Origin of the sequence: Methylocucumis oryzae, assembly GCF_000963695.1 — a bacterium.
Taxonomy (GTDB): domain Bacteria; phylum Pseudomonadota; class Gammaproteobacteria; order Methylococcales; family Methylomonadaceae; genus Methylovulum; species Methylovulum oryzae.
Genome location: NZ_LAJX01000104.1, coordinates 1 through 17,955, shown reverse-complemented (window position 1 = coordinate 17,955; position 17,955 = coordinate 1). Strand labels below are relative to the sequence as shown.

At 43.1% G+C, this 17,955-nt stretch carries 20 protein-coding genes and 2 pseudogenes; 21 read left to right on the top strand and 1 reads right to left on the bottom strand.

The annotated features are described in order from the left end of the window. Positions 1 to 109: 109 nt before the first annotated feature. A complete protein-coding gene (locus tag VZ94_RS10670) occupies positions 110 to 442 on the top strand; it encodes a class I SAM-dependent methyltransferase (protein ID WP_052700438.1) in 333 nt (110 codons plus the stop codon). Positions 443 to 464: 22 nt separating this feature from the next. Here the strand turns inward: VZ94_RS10670 and VZ94_RS10665 are convergent, their stop codons facing one another. Next, positions 465 to 1,958 carry a sigma 54-interacting transcriptional regulator gene (locus VZ94_RS10665; RefSeq protein WP_338040344.1) on the bottom strand — a complete coding sequence of 498 codons (1,494 nt, stop codon included), beginning with the start codon at positions 1,956 to 1,958 and terminating at the stop codon, positions 465 to 467. Positions 1,959 to 2,267: 309 nt separating this feature from the next. On the opposite strand from VZ94_RS10665, the gene VZ94_RS10660 reads away from it, so the two are divergent. The 20 genes and pseudogenes from VZ94_RS10660 (at position 2,268) to VZ94_RS10580 (ending at position 17,735) form a co-directional block, all read left to right on the top strand. Further along, the gene (locus tag VZ94_RS10660) at positions 2,268 to 2,924 is read left to right on the top strand and encodes a DUF938 domain-containing protein (RefSeq protein ID WP_045779223.1); all 657 of its coding nucleotides are present in this window, start codon (positions 2,268 to 2,270) and stop codon (positions 2,922 to 2,924) included. A 19-nt stretch (positions 2,925 to 2,943) separates the two neighbouring features. After that, entirely contained in the window at positions 2,944 to 3,513 is a 570-nt protein-coding gene (locus VZ94_RS10655; RefSeq protein WP_045779222.1) for a beta-class carbonic anhydrase, read from the top strand. Beyond that, positions 3,513 to 4,214, top strand: a complete 702-nt coding sequence (locus VZ94_RS10650) for an SDR family NAD(P)-dependent oxidoreductase (RefSeq protein ID WP_239649838.1) — start codon at positions 3,513 to 3,515, stop codon at positions 4,212 to 4,214. The genes VZ94_RS10655 and VZ94_RS10650 overlap by 1 nt, the downstream gene beginning before the upstream one ends. A gap of 247 nt (positions 4,215 to 4,461) precedes the next feature. Then, positions 4,462 to 4,998, top strand: a complete 537-nt coding sequence (locus VZ94_RS10645; protein WP_045779221.1) for a flavoprotein — start codon at positions 4,462 to 4,464, stop codon at positions 4,996 to 4,998. Continuing rightward, positions 4,995 to 6,383: a DUF6513 domain-containing protein gene (locus tag VZ94_RS10640; protein ID WP_045779220.1), complete on the top strand. Its 1,389-nt coding sequence runs from the start codon at positions 4,995 to 4,997 to the stop codon at positions 6,381 to 6,383. Before VZ94_RS10645 ends, VZ94_RS10640 begins: the two co-directional genes overlap by 4 nt. After that, positions 6,383 to 6,946 carry a DUF447 domain-containing protein gene (locus VZ94_RS10635; protein WP_045779219.1) on the top strand — a complete coding sequence of 188 codons (564 nt, stop codon included), beginning with the start codon at positions 6,383 to 6,385 and terminating at the stop codon, positions 6,944 to 6,946. Before VZ94_RS10640 ends, VZ94_RS10635 begins: the two co-directional genes overlap by 1 nt. Then, the gene (locus VZ94_RS10630; RefSeq protein WP_045779218.1) at positions 6,943 to 7,662 is read left to right on the top strand and encodes a (5-formylfuran-3-yl)methyl phosphate synthase; all 720 of its coding nucleotides are present in this window, start codon (positions 6,943 to 6,945) and stop codon (positions 7,660 to 7,662) included. Before VZ94_RS10635 ends, VZ94_RS10630 begins: the two co-directional genes overlap by 4 nt. Then, complete coding sequence (pdxA, locus tag VZ94_RS10625) at positions 7,647 to 8,651, top strand: 4-hydroxythreonine-4-phosphate dehydrogenase PdxA (protein ID WP_045779217.1); 1,005 nt, start codon at positions 7,647 to 7,649, stop codon at positions 8,649 to 8,651. Before VZ94_RS10630 ends, pdxA begins: the two co-directional genes overlap by 16 nt. After that, positions 8,648 to 9,419: pseudogene (gene rsmA / locus VZ94_RS10620) on the top strand (16S rRNA (adenine(1518)-N(6)/adenine(1519)-N(6))-dimethyltransferase RsmA). The gene pdxA and the pseudogene rsmA overlap by 4 nt, the downstream one beginning before the upstream one ends. A gap of 245 nt (positions 9,420 to 9,664) precedes the next feature. Then, entirely contained in the window at positions 9,665 to 10,786 is a 1,122-nt protein-coding gene (locus VZ94_RS10615; protein ID WP_045779216.1) for a hypothetical protein, read from the top strand. A 438-nt stretch (positions 10,787 to 11,224) separates the two neighbouring features. Beyond that, a complete protein-coding gene (locus VZ94_RS10610; protein ID WP_045779215.1) occupies positions 11,225 to 11,500 on the top strand; it encodes a DUF4160 domain-containing protein in 276 nt (91 codons plus the stop codon). Then, a complete protein-coding gene (locus tag VZ94_RS10605) occupies positions 11,481 to 11,765 on the top strand; it encodes a DUF2442 domain-containing protein (protein WP_045779214.1) in 285 nt (94 codons plus the stop codon). Before VZ94_RS10610 ends, VZ94_RS10605 begins: the two co-directional genes overlap by 20 nt. 221 nt (positions 11,766 to 11,986) lie before the next feature. Further along, on the top strand, positions 11,987 to 12,130 hold the full coding sequence (locus VZ94_RS25915; RefSeq protein ID WP_157844898.1) for a hypothetical protein: 144 nt from the start codon (positions 11,987 to 11,989) through the stop codon (positions 12,128 to 12,130). 132 nt (positions 12,131 to 12,262) lie between these two features. Next, positions 12,263 to 12,415, top strand: coding sequence for a hypothetical protein (locus VZ94_RS10595; RefSeq protein ID WP_204369108.1), 153 nt, complete (start codon positions 12,263 to 12,265; stop codon positions 12,413 to 12,415). 75 nt (positions 12,416 to 12,490) lie between these two features. Next, positions 12,491 to 12,685, top strand: a complete 195-nt coding sequence (locus VZ94_RS24400; RefSeq protein WP_082081557.1) for a hypothetical protein — start codon at positions 12,491 to 12,493, stop codon at positions 12,683 to 12,685. A 261-nt stretch (positions 12,686 to 12,946) separates the two neighbouring features. Next, positions 12,947 to 13,171, top strand: coding sequence for an MASE1 domain-containing protein (locus VZ94_RS32740; protein ID WP_045779213.1), 225 nt, complete (start codon positions 12,947 to 12,949; stop codon positions 13,169 to 13,171). Beyond that, positions 13,167 to 13,793, top strand: a pseudogene (locus VZ94_RS30645) (MASE1 domain-containing protein); the annotation flags it as partial. The gene VZ94_RS32740 and the pseudogene VZ94_RS30645, both read left to right, overlap by 5 nt. Continuing rightward, positions 13,770 to 15,368 (top strand): sensor domain-containing protein, encoded by a 1,599-nt coding sequence (locus VZ94_RS30640; RefSeq protein ID WP_275575202.1) that lies wholly within the window; start codon positions 13,770 to 13,772, stop codon positions 15,366 to 15,368. The pseudogene VZ94_RS30645 and the gene VZ94_RS30640, both read left to right, overlap by 24 nt. Positions 15,369 to 15,375: 7 nt before the next feature. Continuing rightward, entirely contained in the window at positions 15,376 to 15,879 is a 504-nt protein-coding gene (locus tag VZ94_RS30635; protein ID WP_082081554.1) for an EAL domain-containing protein, read from the top strand. A 269-nt stretch (positions 15,880 to 16,148) separates the two neighbouring features. Then, a complete protein-coding gene (locus VZ94_RS10580) occupies positions 16,149 to 17,735 on the top strand; it encodes a choice-of-anchor I family protein (RefSeq protein WP_045779212.1) in 1,587 nt (528 codons plus the stop codon). Positions 17,736 to 17,955 lie beyond the last annotated feature (220 nt).

The window sequence follows — 17,955 nt, the reverse complement described above, 5'->3', positions numbered from 1 at the left end:
GAGTCCATTAGCAGTTGAAGATTTTTTGCTACATTGGGATTAGCGCCAGAGATTTCTGAGGGTGAGTCATTGTTACGGTATCAAGCCGATGCATGGACGTTACTGCAAGGTGACTTTTTTTGCATTGCCACCTGTTGAGGTCGGGGCGGTTTTTGATAGGGCGGCGTTAGTAGCGTTACCGGCTGATATGCGTGTGCGTTATGTCGAACATTTGCTGGCCGTGATTCCAAAGTCTGCGCCGATTTTATTAGTGGTATTTGAGTATGAGCAGCAGGTTATGGCGGGCCCACCGTTTTCGGTCAATAGCGACGAGATTTTCCAGTTATTCGCGCGACACAGGTCCGTGACGTTATTAACCCAAGCTGACGTGTTATCGACTTATCCCAGCTTTGAAGCGCGCGGATTAAATGCGTTAGTTGAAAAAGTGTATTGGATTGCTTAGCGTCATTAAGCTAAACAAGCGGTTATTTGCGGTAATCAGAAGGGCTTAACTGGTGTTTTTTTAACTTCGCGTAGATAGCGCGCGTGGTTAAGCCCATGTTTTCAGCAATAATTTTAATATGGCCTTTGTGTTGTGTTAATAGCGCGTCTAAATGAGCGCGTTCAACTTCGTCTAGGGTATGAGCTTTTAACTCGCGCCAATGCGGGTTATGGGGATTGGCGGTTTCTTGGTTGAGTTCTAAATCGAGTTGAGTAATTTCGCGTCCTGGCGTGAATAAAAAACTGCGCTCTAAGACGTTTTCTAATTCTCTGATATTGCCTGGCCAAGAGTAATGACGAATTTGTTTCATGACGTCTCGGCTGACGGAGTCAATTTGCCGGTTATATTTTTTATTTAAGCGTTGCAAAATGAAATGAACTAAGTAGGGCAAATCGTCCTCTCGTTCGGTTAATGGCGGTATCATTAATCGTACGACATTGATTCTATAGAATAAATCATGACGAAATAGCTGTTGTTTGACCAGTTCTTCTAAATTTCGATTAGTTGCCGAGATGATGCGAACATCGACTGAAAACGTTTGTTTGCCACCTACGCGCTCTAACTCGCTTTCTTGAATCACGCGCAATAACCGAGTTTGCGCCGCAGGTGACAACGAATCGACTTCATCCAAAAACAAGGTCCCGCCGTTAGCGCGTTCAAAATAGCCTTGGTGGATTTCTATGGCGCCGGTAAATGCGCCTTTTTCATGACCGAATAACGCACTTTCTAATAAGCTTTCAGGTATTGCGCCGCAGTTTATCGCCATAAACGGTTTTTGATTGCGCTCACTCATCGCGTGAATCGCTTTAGCGATGAGTTCCTTGCCTACGCCAGTTTGACCTTGAATGAGTACCGTCGCCGAGGTGGGGGCGACGATTTCAATGCATTGTAAAATTTTTTGCATATTAGCCGATTTGGCAATAATCGCAGGCGGGTGTTTTTGCGTGGCTGGCTTTTGTTGTTGATACCAAATTTGCTGCATACGCGCTTCGATTTGTGAGCGTAACGCATTAATGTCACCGACTTCTTTGGCCGACGTGGTGTCAGTGTATTCTGTGCCGGGTAAGTCTTTGGCATGCTGGCGATGAGTATGTACGCATACCGTGCAATGCCCATGTTGCTTGGCGATACTGTGTTTGATTTCGACTTTAGCATAACCAAAATTACGCGCGGCAATACCGCCGAATACGCTGGAGGTCATCCGGCATAATTCAGGAAAGTTGGTAACACCTTCGCCAAACGGGCAACAGGTATTATGTACGGTAATGGTTTGCTCATCACTTTGTATCAGGGAAAAATTGCCGCCTATGTTGTTTTTCAATCCTAAGATTAATTCGATATAGCTGTTTTTATCGAGTAAACCCGGTTTTTGGGTTTCGTTACGATAGGCCGCTTCAAAAAAACAGCCGGCGGTTTTGGCAATATGCTCAATGAGTTCTTCGCAATGCTTTTGTCCTTGTTGCTCACTCGCGTGCATCAGTTCAAGGATAAAACGTTTGTAAAAAGAATATGGGTGATAGCTGGGATAAGGTGGTTTGGCTCATAGCTTGTGAAATGTTTTTTCACATATTGAAGCATGATTTCACAGTTTCTGCAAAAGCGGGTTTATTAATTGACTGAATTACAAGGAAATAAATCACATATTATTATGGCTCATATTTTGCTATTTCATTGTGTGTTCAAAGAATAATCACAATGAATACAACGAGCTAAGGTTATTGTGCGTTTTATTCCGTACAACTAACTCTTCTTGAACTTAATAATAATTAAAAATATAGGAGATTGTATGAGTCAAGAGCGTCCACCGTTAGACCCGCATCCATTAAGTGAATATGTTGCTTGGGCGGGTAGTCGTAATAGAGAGCCTATTTTAGGCGTGTTGAAAGAGAAATTACCGGCCCAGCCCGCGCGAGTTATGGAGCTTGCCAGCGGTAGCGGTATGCATGTGAATTTCTTTGCGCCACATTTTGAGCATTTGCATTTTCATCCTACCGATAAAGATATTGAAGTCTTTGACAATATCAAAAAACTCGCCGTCGATCATAGCAACGATAATATCGCTGACCCGGTGCATTTGGACTTAACCAACCCAGACACCTGGTTTACGTTAGAGAAAAAAAATGAGTTCTCTGCGATTTTTTGTATCAATATTTTTCAAGTCGCACCGATTTCAATTGCTGATGGCATGATGGCGTGTGCTGAGCATTTACTCACATCCGATGGCTTTTTAATGATTTATGGGCCATTTAGAATGCGCGGTGATTTTACGACCGAGTCAAATAAAGAATTCCATGATACGTTAGCCGGTTACGGCGTGCCTGAATGGGGTTTAAAAGATGTGGCTGATTTAGAAGCGGCAGCGCTTAAGCATGGTTTGGAATTAAAAGAACATATTGATATGCCAGCCAATAACTTTTGCTTAATTTTTGGCAGAAAAAAATAATTATAACGAGGAGTTCATCATGAGTGTTTTAACTGAAGTATTAATGGCTAACCGCGACTATGCGGCGAGTTTTGAAAAAGGCGATTTACCGATGCCGCCAGGGCGTCGTTTTGCCGTGTTAACCTGTATGGATGCACGTTTAGACCCGGCTAAATTTGCAGGTTTATCGGAAGGTGATGCGCATGTGATTCGTAATGCCGGGGGTAGGGCTAGCGATGATGCGATTCGTTCGTTAGTGATTTCGTATAAATTGTTGGGTACACGTGAATGGTTTGTGATTCACCACACCGATTGTGGTATGGAAACCTTTACTAATGACATTATGGCGGATTTGTTAAGCAGTAGCTTGAAAACCGCGAGCGTTGATGAAACAGGTTGGCATGATTGCTGTGAAGGCCCTGGTTGCACCGAAGGTAAATATATTAACTGGCTGACGATAAAAGACCAGGCGCAAAGCGTGTTAGAAGATGTGGTGAGAATTAAATCGCATCCGTTAGTCCCTGGTGATATACCGGTTTATGGTTTTATTTATGATGTAAGAAGCGGTAGTTTAATTGCTGTCCCAGAAGCTACCGAGGCAGGACGATAGTGCCGTGGCAGCGCGCCGCCGTTATTATCGGCGTAGGACCGGTTCAGGGTTTAGGAGCTACTCTAGCGAATTATTGCGCCCAACAAGGCTTGCACGTTTTTATAGCTGGGCGCAGTGCCGACAAGTTAAAACAGGTTGCCAGTGTCATTCAGAGTCATAACGGTAGCGTGACCGAAGTCGTTGCCGATGCGACTAATGTGCATGACGTTAAGCAGTTGTTTGCCCGCGTTGCTGAACAACAATGCCAAGTCGAAATCGCTATTTATAATGTCGATAGCAACGGCTTTGCGCCTTTTTTGGCAACAACTTTGGATAGGTTTACCGAATTATGGCAACAAAACACCTTAGCGGCGTTCATTTTTGCTCAAGCGGCGATAACGGCGATGCTGCCTCATCAGCAAGGCTCTTTATTTTTTACTGGCGCAACGGCTTCATTGCGAGCTAAACCGCCATTTACTGCTTTTGCCTCTGCCAAAGCTGGGCTTAGAGCATTAGCTCAAGGCTTGGCGAGAGAGTTTGGGCCACAAGGTTTACATGTGGTGCATGTGGTTTTAGATGGCGTGTTAGATGGTGATAGGGCTAGAACGCAATTCCCAGCTTTTGTGCAAGCCAAAGGGGAAGAGGGTTTAATGCAATTAACGGCGATTGCCGAAACGTATTGGGCTATTCATCAACAGCATAAAAAGTGCTTGGACGCATGAATTAGACTTAAGGCCGTTTAAAGAGCCGTTTTAAACAGCTTATACTTCGAGCGTAGGGTATCGCTTTGCGTACCCTTCGTTTTTGCACCAAGATATTGGTGTCCAAAACATGTTTGCTTGTCATTGGGTTATTCGTTAATCTGACAAAGTAAAAACTGCTTGTTTGTCCTGCCTGCTTTGCATAATATGTGCGCTTTTCCTCGCGCTATACCCATCTGTTAATACCTACCCCGTCAGCTAATCCATCATGCACAAACCTAAACTCGCTTGGGCTATATCAGGCTCAGGGCATTATATTTCTGAATGTTTGGCATTTATGTTGAGTTTGGCAGACGTTGATTTATATATCAGCCAAGCAGGTGAAGAAGTCTTAAAAATGTACGGTCATGATTTAAATGAGATTCGTAAACATTGCTCCGTTTATCGTGATAAAGCTGCATCTGCGCCGCCTGTCGGCCTTTTTTACAAAGGCTATTACCATACTCTGGTCATGGCGCCCACGACGTCAAATACCGTTGCTAAATGCGTGTTAGGCATTGCCGATAGTTTAGTGACGAATTTATATGCCCAAGCGGGAAAATGCCGGGTTCCAAGCATTGTTTATCCTTGCGATGTCGCTGCCGAAATGGAAACGACGGCACCTGGCGGTAAAGTCATGGTGTATCCGCGCGCGGTGGATTTAGATGCGACAGATAAATTACGCAGCTTTACTTATACGACAGTCGTTGATGATGTTGAGCAACTAAAATCGGCCGTGTTAGCACGGTTAGCAGCGCTTGCATGAGCGAACATATTTTATTTTTGACCGGTAAACTCGCGGAAAAGCAGTTGCGCGCGATTTTACAAGCGATGCAGCCGGAGTTTAGTTATACCGTGCATCAGTTGGGGTTAAAAGTAGCGGCATTAATGACGACCGATATGGTGGCTAGGCGGTTACATGATACGTTTGGCGCAGACAAAATGGTGTTACCTGGCCGTTGTCGTGGCGATATTCAAGCTTTAAGTCAGCATTTTAATATCCCGGTTGTGCGAGGGCCTGAAGAGTTAAAAGACTTACCGGTTTATTTTGGTAAAAAAGCTAAGCAATACGACTTAAGCGCGTATCACGTGAAAATCTTTGCTGAAATAACCGATGCGCCAATGTTAAGCATCGAGCAAGCGTTGACTAGAGCTGAATACTATAAACGCAATGGCGCGGATGTGATTGATTTAGGCTGTTTGCCGAGTACGCCGTTTGCGCACATGGAAGACATGATTGCGGCCTTAAAACAACACGGCTTTTTAGTCAGTATCGATTCGCTAAACACCGAGGATTTGTTGCGCGGGGGGAAAGCGGGCGCGGATTATTTGTTAAGCCTGCATGAATCGACCGCCTGGATTGCCGACGAAGTGGCATCTATTCCAATTTTAATTCCTGAACAACACGAAGACTTAGCGTCGCTGCAACGCGTAATTGAGCTTATGCAAGCCAAACAACGCCCGTTTATTGCCGACCCTATTTTAGACCCGATTCATTTTGGCTTTACCCGTTCGCTCACGCGTTATTATCAGCTTAGAGAATGCAATCCTGATATAGAAATCATGATGGGTGTTGGTAATATCACTGAATTAACCCACGCGGATACGGCGGGTATGAATGCGTTGCTATTGGGTATATGCTCAGAATTATCAATTAACCATATTTTGGCGACTGAAGTGAGTCATCATGCGTGTAGAGCGATTGCCGAAGCTGATAAAGCACGGCGTATCATGCACGCAGCCAGCCAGCATGACACGATACCTAAACATATTTCGCCTGATTTATTAAGCCTGCATGAAACCGCGCCTTTTCCTTATAGCCAAACAGAAATTCAAGAGCTAGCGGCGCAAATTAAAGACCCCAGTTACCGTATACAAATCAGCGAGCAAGGCGTGCATATTTTTAACCGCGATGGTTTTTATAGTGCCACCGAGCCTTTCGCGTTATATCCAAAGCTCAATGTCAGCCAGGACGGTGGACATGCGTTTTATTTAGGTGTGGAATTAGCGCGTGCTGAAATTGCTTGGCTATTAGGTAAGCGTTTTACTCAAGACCAAGCGTTAACCTGGGGTTGCGCGGCACGCGTTACTACAGAGCCAGACGTTGATTTGCATACGTTTAAGCCGGTTGGCACCACGTTCAATACATAATGATTCAAGAAACTATTGTCACGACAGTGAATTCACAAGGGCTAGCTCATATTGCACCTATGGGCGTGCATGTACATGAGCAAGGGTTTATTATTTTGCCGTTTAAACCATCAACGACGTTGACTAATTTATTAGAGAATCCTTATGCGGTACTCAATTATTGTGATGATGTCAGAGTATTTGCGGGCTGTTTAACCGGTAGGCGCGATTGGCCTTTACAGCCAGCCGAGCATATTCCCGTACCTCGATTAACCAATGCGTTAGCTCACACTGAAGTTAAACTCACACACATTGATGATGATGCCGTGCGGCCTAAACTGTATTGTACAGCCGTGCATACCGCTAATCATGCGCCGTTTATGGGTTTTAACCGCGCGCAATATGCCGTATTAGAAGCGGCGATTTTAGTCAGCCGGTTACATTTATTGCCCATAGCTAAAATTAATGCCGAATTAGATTATTTGCGCATAGGCTTGGAAAAAACCGCCGGGGAACGCGAGCAGATAGCATGGTCATGGCTAATGACCGCTATCGAAGACTTTAAACAACAAGGATTATCATGACTCGATTATTAGCCAGTGTTAATTCATTAGATGAAGCGCGCATAGCGTTACGCTATGCCGATATTATTGACTTAAAACAACCTGAGCAAGGCGCTTTAGGCGCGCTAGATGTAGCGACTATCACTGCGATTGTGGCTGAATGTAAAGGCAGAAGGCCATTAAGCGCAACCATTGGTGATTTACCCTTTCAACCAGAATGCATTATCCCAGCCGTTCAGCGCTTGAGTAAAACTGGGGTTGATTATATTAAAATCGGTTTTTTCCCGCATGGCGATATTGCGAATACCTTACTTGAATTAAGCCAGCTTAGCGCCGGACAAGCGTTAATCGCGGTGTTATTTGCCGATACTCAGTTTGATTTTGAGCATTTGAAATTCATTCAGAGTACCGGTTTTAAAGGCGTTATGCTCGATACGTTGGATAAAACGCAAGGTTCTTTGTTAAACGTTATGGCGTTGCCGCGTATTGAGGAGTTTGTCAGTTTAGCAAAAATGAATGGCTTATTGTGTGGCTTAGCCGGCTCATTAACCTGTGAAGATATTGCTGAATTGTTACCGTTAGCGACGGATTATTTAGGTTTTAGGGGCGCGTTATGTGAACACGCTAATCGAGTCGCGCGTTTATCAGAGCAGCGGCTGGCACAGGTAAAAGCGGCTATCAGTCATGATACATTAGGCAATGTTAGCTCATCGGGTCTATTATGCTCACCCGTGTAAACAATGTTCCTCGTATAGCGCTAACTCCCGGCGAACCTGCTGGCATAGGCCCAGATTTATGCGTACAACTCGCGCAAACCGAACTGCCTTGTCAAATTGTGGTGATAGCCAGCCCTGAGTTATTACAGCAACGAGCTAACACGTTAAACTTACCGCTAACACTACAGATGTATGATAAAGACGCGCCTGTTCAGCCAGTGCCAGCCGGGCATCTAACCGTATTACCCGTGGAATTAACAGAACCGTGTCAAATAGGTCAGTTAAATCCTGCGAATAGCCGTTATGTACTCAAAACGATTACCAAAGCGGTAAAAGGCTGTATGAACGGCGATTTTGCCGCGATGGTCACGGGCCCCGTGCATAAAGGCGTGATTAATCAAGCCGGTTTCCCATTTACCGGTCATACTGAATATATTGCCGATATAACCGGTGGTCAGCCTGTGATGATGTTAGCAACGCCAGGGCTACGCGTGGCCTTAGTGACCAATCATTTACCACTGGCTGAGGTCAGTGCAGCGATTACCCATACGCGTTTACGTTCGATTATCAGCATCTTAGAACACGAATTACGTCAGCGTTTTAACATTGCTAAACCTAAAATTCTGGTATGCGGATTAAATCCCCATGCAGGGGAGGGAGGGCATTTAGGGCGAGAAGAGCTTAATGTGATTGAGCCAGTACTCGCCAGTTTTCGCCAGCAAGGCATGGATTTAGTAGGGCCGTTGCCTGCCGATACCTTATTCACGCCACATTATTTAGCTGAAGCGGATGCCGTTTTAGCCATGTATCACGACCAAGGGTTACCGGTGTTAAAACACAAAGGCTTTGGTCAAGCGGTTAACATCACATTAGGTTTACCTATTATTCGCACCTCGGTCGATCATGGTACGGCGCTAAGCTTAGCGGGTACTGGACAAGCCGATTTAGGCAGCTTGCGTTATGCATTGCAAGCGGCGTTAACATTATGCCCAGAGGAAAGCACGCTATGAGTCATATTGCCCGCAAACGCTTTGGACAAAATTTTTCTGCACGACCAAAGCGTGATTAGTCAAATCATCGCCAGTGTTCATGCTCAACCTAACGAGCATTGGGTAGAAATAGGCCCAGGCCAAGGTGCGTTAACGGTGCCGCTGTTAAAACAAGGGCTTAAATTAGAGGTCGTAGAACTTGACCGGGATTTAGTCGCGTTATTAGAGCAAAAGCTAGCGCATTACCCACAACTCACTATACACAGCGCCGATGCGTTGCGCTTTGATTTTGCCAGTTTAGCCGCACCCGGTGAAAAACTGCGCGTGATTGGTAATTTGCCGTATAACATTTCCACGCCGCTGATGTTTCATTTGCTGACGAACAGCGCCTGCTTTCAAGATATGCACTTTATGTTGCAACGCGAAGTCGTTGAGCGTATCTGCGCGGAGCCCGGCAGTAAAGATTATGGGCGGCTAAGCGTAATGATGCAGTATTACTGCCAGCCCAGTTGCTTATTTTTAGTCGCACCCGAAAGTTTTCATCCAGTCCCTAAAGTCACTTCCGCGATTATACGTTTAATACCGCACCAACAACCGCCTGTTAATGCGAGTCCGGTTAAACTCAATCGTATCGTCACCGAAGCCTTTGCCCAACGACGCAAAACCTTGCGCAACAGCTTAAAAAAACTCATCACCGAACAGCAAATCGAAGCTGTTAAGATTGATCCCAATTGCCGCGCAGAAACGTTGAGCCTAGCTGATTTTGCGGCGTTGAGTGGGTATTTATAACCGCATATTCAACTATCGCATCCAATTATTGGGCGAGTAATTTGGTGTTGGAGAGCATAGAAGTAGCCTGTCCATAGTTCATTCAGTTGAGTGATTCTGGGAAGGTCAGGCTAGGGAATGGAGAAATAACTTGGAACAGAAAAATTACTTATGCCCCTCCCTGTGATTTAGTTGATACAATTGACAATGTCAACTCATTAATTTAGTTAAGACATTAGTTAAATAAGCAAATATAAAAGGTAAACATGCAGCAAAGTATTCTGAGCGGTCCTTCAAGTTATAAAAATTGGAAAATGCATGAACAAGACTGTGATTTGAATTGCATTTTAGAATTTCCTCTCTATACCGACGCTAAGATTACAAATGAAATAGCAAACGATTTAGGGCCTTATGCGATTATAAATACTTTTACTCAGGGTGAAGCAGGAGTAGTACAACCAAGGTTAATATTAAGAGCAAAAGTTTATCGTTACTATGACGTACCTACAAGCTGCGAAACTGATGACAGTAATTACCATGGCGGTGGTATAGAAGATGAAATAGCCGCATTAATTTCATTATTTATGGGCATTCGTGTAAAAGCGGGTGATGTGTCAAGGATATTTTCATCTTATGATGATCCTCTTGGGCGGCCGTATGCTCCTTCTCATTTAAAAAATATTCCACCATTAATGCTTGATAAAAGAAGGTTAAAAATTCCAGCAGCCATTGGATGTCACGCCTTAAATCTTGACCTATTAAAAATTCTTCCTACGTTACAATCAGATCAAGCTGTAGCATTAATTAGAGCTGCAAGGTTATATCAAAATGCATTATGGCTCTCTGAGTCAGAACCGGCTCTTTCTTGGGTTATGTTTGTCTCTGCATTAGAAGCAGGTGCAAATAGTTGGTATCAAGATCAGGATTCACCAATATTCTTACTAAAGAAATGTAAGAGGGAGATGTACGATAAGTTAACCAGTTCGTGCAGCGAGGATGTGACAGATTTTGTAGCAGAACGTATTGCGCCTACATTAAGAGCAACTAGTAAATTTATTAAATTTGTTATCAAATTCCTTCCTCCACAACCCGCGACATCACTTCCAAAGTGTTATCGTATAACATGGTCAAAAAATAAAATGCAAAGGTATCTTAGCAAAATTTATGATTACCGATCTGTATCACTACATCAAGGACTACCGTTTCCTGAACCAATGTGTAGACATCCGGATGAAATTGACGGGAGTTTTTTCGAAAAACCAGGTGGTTTAGCGCAGCATTCATTGGGTTCAACATGGAAATGTGATGATTTACCAATGTATTTGCATGTATTTGAATATATAACTAGAAATGTATTAATTAACTGGATGCATAGTTTGAAAAGCTAAATTGATAGACTTTAAACAACAGGGGACAGAATGTAGAAGTAAGTCACTTTGTGTAAATGAAGCTAAGAAACAAACTTCTATTCTCCCAAAGTGGGAAACGTAATAAGTGGTCTCTGCTCCCAGTTACAACTAAATTGTATCGTCACGCATTTGCCTAACGGCGATAAACCTTGCGTAACATCTTGAAAAACTCGTTACAGAACAGCAAATTACCGATTTTAACAACGATTCAAATTGCCGCGCAGAAACTTTGAGCCTAGCTGATTTGCGTTGAGCGGTTATTTATAACGGGGGGATTCAACTAACAAATCCAAATTATTTAGCGCATAATTTAGCATTACCCCGCTTTCAAGCCAAAGCCTTTCAGCAATAATCCGCCGCCGAATTAAATCAGCAGGCCAAGCAGCACGTTGAACAGATAATTTTAGGAGGCTAACCATGCCGGAAATCTGCCGATTCTATGGCATCATTATCCGTATGTATCTGATAGATAATGAACATCCGCCCCGTCATGTTCATATAAAATACGGCGATTATGAGGCCATCATGGAATTGATGAATCTGAACATTATTGACGGCTGCTTGCCTAAAAAATGCCGTCAATTGGTCAGGGAATGGGCAGAAGCTCATCAAGAAGAGCTCATTGAAATGCGGGACAGCCAAACACCACAAAATTGCCCCTTTGGAGTAAGTTATGAAATTAGTCGATTTTAAACACCAACAAAATTATTTATTTAGCTTAACTTTTGAAAATGGCGAATGCAAAGTTGTCGATTTACAACATCTTCTCGAAAAGCATTTGGATGTCGCAGACTTAAGCAGCGCACGACTGGATAAGGATTGGGGTTGCTTAGAATTTAAAGACGGCATGGTCGATATAGAACCTAAGACTCTGTACCGTTATGCCAATAAAGAAACTAATCAATTGCCTGCAACAGCAAGCTCCCACCCGATTGTCGTTAGCCAAACAGCACGTTGAACAGGTGATTTTAGGAGACTCACCATGCAAGCCATCACCGAACAAGATTGGCAAACCTTGCCAGAACCCGCACAACAAGAGCTGTATGATTTTTTTTCTTTTTTCTAAAACAACGTTACGCCCAACAAAAAAACGTCAATGATGACAGTGAAACATTTGGCCTTTTCAAACCATAGCGCGAACACGGTTGAAGAATGGTTGAGTGAAGAGGAAGATGAAATATGGAAGTAAATACGGCTGACGTGGTGCTTTGTGGTTTTTATTTCGGCGATTTAAAAACAACTAAAAACAGACCTGTTTTAGTGTTAAAAAATAACCTTCCTTACCATGACTTTGTCGGCATTCTAATTAGCAGCAAAAATTGAATATATGCACACTGATGAGCATGAAATTGGCAGCCATGATTTTAGCGAAGGTGGCATTCCTCAAAGCTTGGTAACCAAGCAATCAGCCAAAACAAGTCATCGTGAATTGAATCTAAAAAGAAGGAAATGAGTATGTCATCAGAAGCCATTGCCACAGTAGTTAAAATGATGGGGGCATTGCCCGATGCCACCCAAAACCAAATCGTTGAGCATTTACAATCTTATGTTGCCGACCTGCAAGATGAGCTGTCTTGGGATGAGGCTTTTGCAAATACGCAAAAATAACTTAATCCAAAAAGCCCGGTTGGCAAAACAGCAAATTAAAGAGGGCTTGGCACAACCCTTAAACAGTGATGATTTATGAAGTCGCTAACTTTGCCCAGTTTTTGGGAAAATTATCGGCGCTTAGACGAAGCAATACGCCGCAAAGCCCGAAAAACCTATGTTATATGGTCGAATAACCCTTTTCACCCGTCATTGCATTTTAAATGCGTCAATTATGCTGAAGATGTGTGGTCAGTCAGAATCACACGCCTTGCTTACTCCTCAGTATAGTTAACTTCGACCCCAGTTAATTCAAGGCTCGCTTTGCACAGGTTTAGATACCGTACAAAGCAAGCTTTGTACTCCACAAGGTTTAACTGTGGGCAGTGAGCTGGAGCTTGGAGCGAGTGAATATAGTGTGCCTAGCCTACATTCCTTTGCAGGAGTTCTGTTTTTTCCATTCAAAATTACAAATAATCCATCACTCAGTTTACGATTAGAACGTATAATTTTACCAATTCTAACATTTGTTTTATTTCTGTTGTTCGCACTATGATCGTATCCGGTTGGTTGTATTACTTTAGATTATCTTGTTTAGCTATTTGTTATGCACTATTAGCCATTATTGCGATTAATTCATTTTCTAACAAAGATATTGTTTCCATTATTTGGCCTTGTAGCGGTTTAGCGTTAGGGGCATTGCTATTAGGCGGCTTTAAATACTGGCCCGGAGTTTTGCTAGGGGCCTTTTTTAGGCGAGTATCTCAGTGGTGTTAATCTGCCGGTTTCGATAGCCATTGCGTTTGGTAATTTGTTAGAAGCATTAGCGGGCTATTGCCTACTAAAAAGTAATAAGCGGTTTAATACGGAGCTAATTGTCCCTTACGATTATCTGCTGTTAGTTTTGAGTGCGGCGTTAAGCGCGGTTATTAGTGCAGCTACTGGCGTAAGTGCTTTAAGGATTTTTACCTTGCCAAACACTGCTTTATCAGTGGAGCAATTGTTGAATTGGTGGCAAGGTGATGTCTTAGGCATTTTGCTGATTACACCGCTGATGCTGGTATGGAGAAAACGACCGGCTAATTGGTTTAATCGTGACAGAATAGTAGAAACCTTTGCGTGCTTTGGTGGAGCTTGGTTACTAGGTCAAGTTATTTTTTTGGAGTGGTTTCAGGCTGTTATCGGTACCGTGCCTGAGTTTTGGATGTTTTTATTTTTAGTCTGGAGTTCTGTTCGTTATGGCCGGCACGGTTCTCTGTTGGTTCTATTAGTTTCAACATTGCAAGGATTACAAGGGTTATTGTCCGATGTTGGTTATTTTGGTGACTTGACCAGACCTAATGATCTGATTACGTGTTGGTTTTATACGCTAGTGATGTCTACTATCGGTGTGGTGCTGGCGTTGATTTTGCACAATAAAGACCAGACGGTAGAAAAGTTACGCCAGAGTGAAGAAAAACTACGTGCGATGTTTGAGATGTCGCCACTAGGTATGGCGCGTAATACTATGCAGGGTTATTTTGTTGAAGCTAACCCCACCTTGTCATCAATGCTGGGATATACGTTAACTGAATTGCAACAACTAAATTATTGGGAGCTAACCCCTAAAGAATATGATTTGCAAGAAATACAACAACTAGAGTTATTAGAAACGCAAAATCGCTATGGTCCTTATGAAAAAGCCTTTATCCATAAGCAAGGTTTTTTGATTGATGTCAGGCTTAACGGTGTGTTGATTACCGGCAAAGATGGCGAGAAATACATGTGGTCTATCATAGAAAATATTTCGGAGAGAAAGAAAAACGAAGAAGCCATGCGTATCGCTGCATTAGTGTATCAAAACAGTAGCGAGGCGATGTTGGTTTTCGACGTCAATAATGTGATTCTTGCGGTTAATCCTGCTTATACCGAATTAACCGGTTATTCTGAAGACGAAGTGGTCGGCAAAACATTGGCGTTGCGGCATTCAGTTTTTCAAGACCGTCAATTCTATGATGATATGAAGAGTACTCTTGAGCGTTCTGGCAAGTGGCAAGGTGAAATTTGGAATCGGCATAAATCAGGCGATGTAAGAACCGAGCATTTAACGATTAATACGATATTTAATCTTGATGGCTCGGTGCATAGGCGGGTGGCGTTGTTTCATGATATTACCGAGCATAAGAAGGCTGAAAATTTAATTTGGCAACAGGCTAACTTTGACACGTTAACCACGTTGCCGAATAGAAATCTATTTCATCAGCGCTTGACTAGTGAAATTCAAAAGGTGCAAACCCAGCAAAGTCGTTTTGCTTTACTATTTATCGACTTAGACCGGTTTAAAGAAATTAACGATAGTTTTGGGCATGGCATAGGCGACCAGCTTTTGACTGATGCGGCGTTGCGTATTCAGTCTTGCGTGCGCAATATGGATACCGTTGCCCGTCTAGGCGGCGACGAGTTCACGATAATATTGAGCAATCTGGAAGATTTTTCAGAAGTCGAACTCATTGCAGTACGCATCATTAGTGAATTGTCTAATCCGTTCAAATTAAACCAAGAATTGGTTTATATCTCGGCAAGCATTGGTATTGTGTATTGTCCGGAACATTCTCAGGACGCTGAAGAGTTGCTCAAATTTGCCGACCAGGCGATGTATTCAGCGAAAAAACAGGGGCGAAAACGCTATTGTCTTTATAACCAAACGACACAACAGCATACGGAAAAACGCATGCGTTTGGCGAATGACTTGCATAATGCACTGACGCATCAGCAACTAAGCGTGGTCTATCAGCCCATTATTAATTTACAAACTGGACTTATCAATAAAGCTGAAATTTTATTGCGTTGGCAGCATCCGGTATTTGGTGCAGTCAGTCCCGCTGAGTTTATTCCTTTAGCTGAAGAAACCGGGTTAATTGTTGATATTGGCGAGTGGGTGTTTCAGCAAGCGGTTAGCCAAGTGCTAATTTTGGCGTCAATGTTATCAACCTGAGTTTCAAATCAGTATTAATAAGTCACCAATACAATTTTATGATGCCGACAAGCGTTTTGACTCGTGGCCTACACAACTAGAAGCGAACGCATTATCAGGAACTAGCATCGTCGTTGAAATTACTGAAGGTATGTTATTGGATAACAATCCTATGATTATCGAGCAATTCAATAGCTTACGAGACCATAATATTCAAGTTGCATTAGATGATTTTGGTACCGGTTACTCGTCATTAGCGTATCTTAAGAAATTCGATATTGATTATTTAAAAATTGACCAATCGTTTGTGCGCAACTTAGACAGTCAGTCTGAAGATGGTGTGTTATGCGAGGCCATTATTGTAATGGCGCATAAGTTGGGCATAAAAGTGATTGCTGAAGGTGTGGAAACGTTAGAGCAATTTCGCTTATTAAAAGACATGGGCTGTGATTTTGGGCAAGGCTATTACTTTTCCAGGCCGGTTAACAGTGACGTGTTTAGTTCGTACTTAAACGACAACCTTTGTTTTTGAATACTGATTTGGCTCAAAATTCGGAACGTTACTATTTGGGCTATCAACTTAAAACGGGACAGGGTGGTATTCAGGATGCAGTGTTGGCAGCAGGGATACTGCTACCACGCCTACAAGGATGTATTTACTGCACCCTGAATACATTATCCCTACTTAAAGTGTGTAGCCTTTTTTGACCCAAAATAATATCCAGCGATAGTTGACATGAACTTTTAACATGAGATTCATAAAATTGTAACTTCAATAAACTGTCAGCTTAGGAGATAAATATGAAAAAAAACCTTATGGCACTTGCCTTTGGATTAATCATGAATGGTTCGGTGTATGCTGAATCAGTGATTTCTTTGGAAGTAATTGGGCAACATCAAACTGGTGTATTCGCTGAAGGTGCAGCTGAAATTGTCGCTTTTGATGCCGGTTCTCAACGTGTTTTTAAAGTAAATGCCCAGTCGGCTACGGTTGATGTGTTAGATATTAGTAAGCCATCAACCCCAGTACTTGTAAATACCATTGACGCTACCTCATTGGGGGCTAGTGCTAACAGTGTGGCTGTTAATAAGGGTGTAGTGGCGGTAGCTATTGAAGCCGTCAATAAACAAGACCCAGGTGTTGTGGCATTTTACGATGCTTCCACGTTATCTTTGCTTAAAAGTGTAACAGTCGGTGCTTTGCCTGATATGTTAACGTTCACTCCTGATGGTCGTAATGTTTTAGTCGCTAATGAAGGCGAACCGAACGATGACTACACGGTTGATCCTGAAGGCTCTGTTAGTATTATCGACATAGCTAAAGGTGTTGCCAATGCTATCGTCCGTACAGTTGATTTCAAAGCCTTTAATGGCATGGAAGCGGAACTACGCGCCAAAGGCGTCCGTATTTTCGGGCTGGGTGCAACTGCGGCACAAGATTTTGAACCTGAATTTATCACTTTGTCTGATAATTCACGTTACGCCTGGGTTAGCTTACAAGAAGCCAATGCTTTGGCTTTAATCGATGTGAATCTGGCGAAGGTCTTGGACATTCAGCCATTGGGTTTTAAAGATCACAGTAAAGTCAAAAACGCCATCGATGCCAGTGACCGAGACAGCCGTATTAATATTACCAAGTGGCCGGTTAAAGGGATGTTCCAGCCTGATGGTATCGCCAGCTATAATTATCGGGGTGATACGTTCATCGTTACCGCCAACGAAGGCGATAGCCGCGATTACGATGGCTATAGTGAAGAAGCACGGGTTAAGGATTTAGTTTTAGACCCAACTGCGTTCCCAAATGCGGCGGAGTTACAAAAAGATGAAAATCTAGGCCGTTTGAAAACCACGCTTGCAAATGGCGATACTGACGGCGATGGTGATGTCGATGAAATTTACAGTTTTGGTGCCCGTTCTTTTTCAATCCGTAACTCACGAGGTCAATTGGTTTTCGATTCCGGTGCTGACTTTGAAAAAATCACCAAACAACGGCTAAAGAGTGAGTTCAATAGTAACCATGAAGAAAATGGTTCTTTCGATAGTCGTTCTGATGATAAAGGCCCTGAGCCAGAAGGTGTAGTCCTTGGCACAATCGGCAACCAAGTGTTCGCTTTCATCGGCTTGGAGCGGATTGGTGGAATTATGATTTATGATGTTACTGATCCTTATAACGTCACTTTTGTTGATTACATTAACAACCGTAATTTCAATGTTGATGCGCAATTAGCGGATGGCAGCGTCAACCCATCTGTGGGTGATCTAGGGCCTGAAGGTCTGACTTTTATACCAGCTGGCAAAAGCCCAAATAAAAAACCCTTATTGGTGGTTGGCAACGAAGTAAGTGGTACGACAACTGTTTATCAAGTTATGGTTAAAAAATTGAAATAATCATAATCCACTTTGGCCCATCGCCTGCTCCTGTTTAGGCAGGAGCATCTTTTTCTTCGCAATTTTACATCCTGACGGTTACTAACTTAAGACGGGACAGGTCATTCGGCAACTGCTCCTGCGTTGCCCTACTACACGCCATCCCTGGCGTTATCAGAGTGAAGGACTCCGTAAATACGTCCCTGTAGGGTAACCGTTCAATCTAGCCACGTTGTTTTCT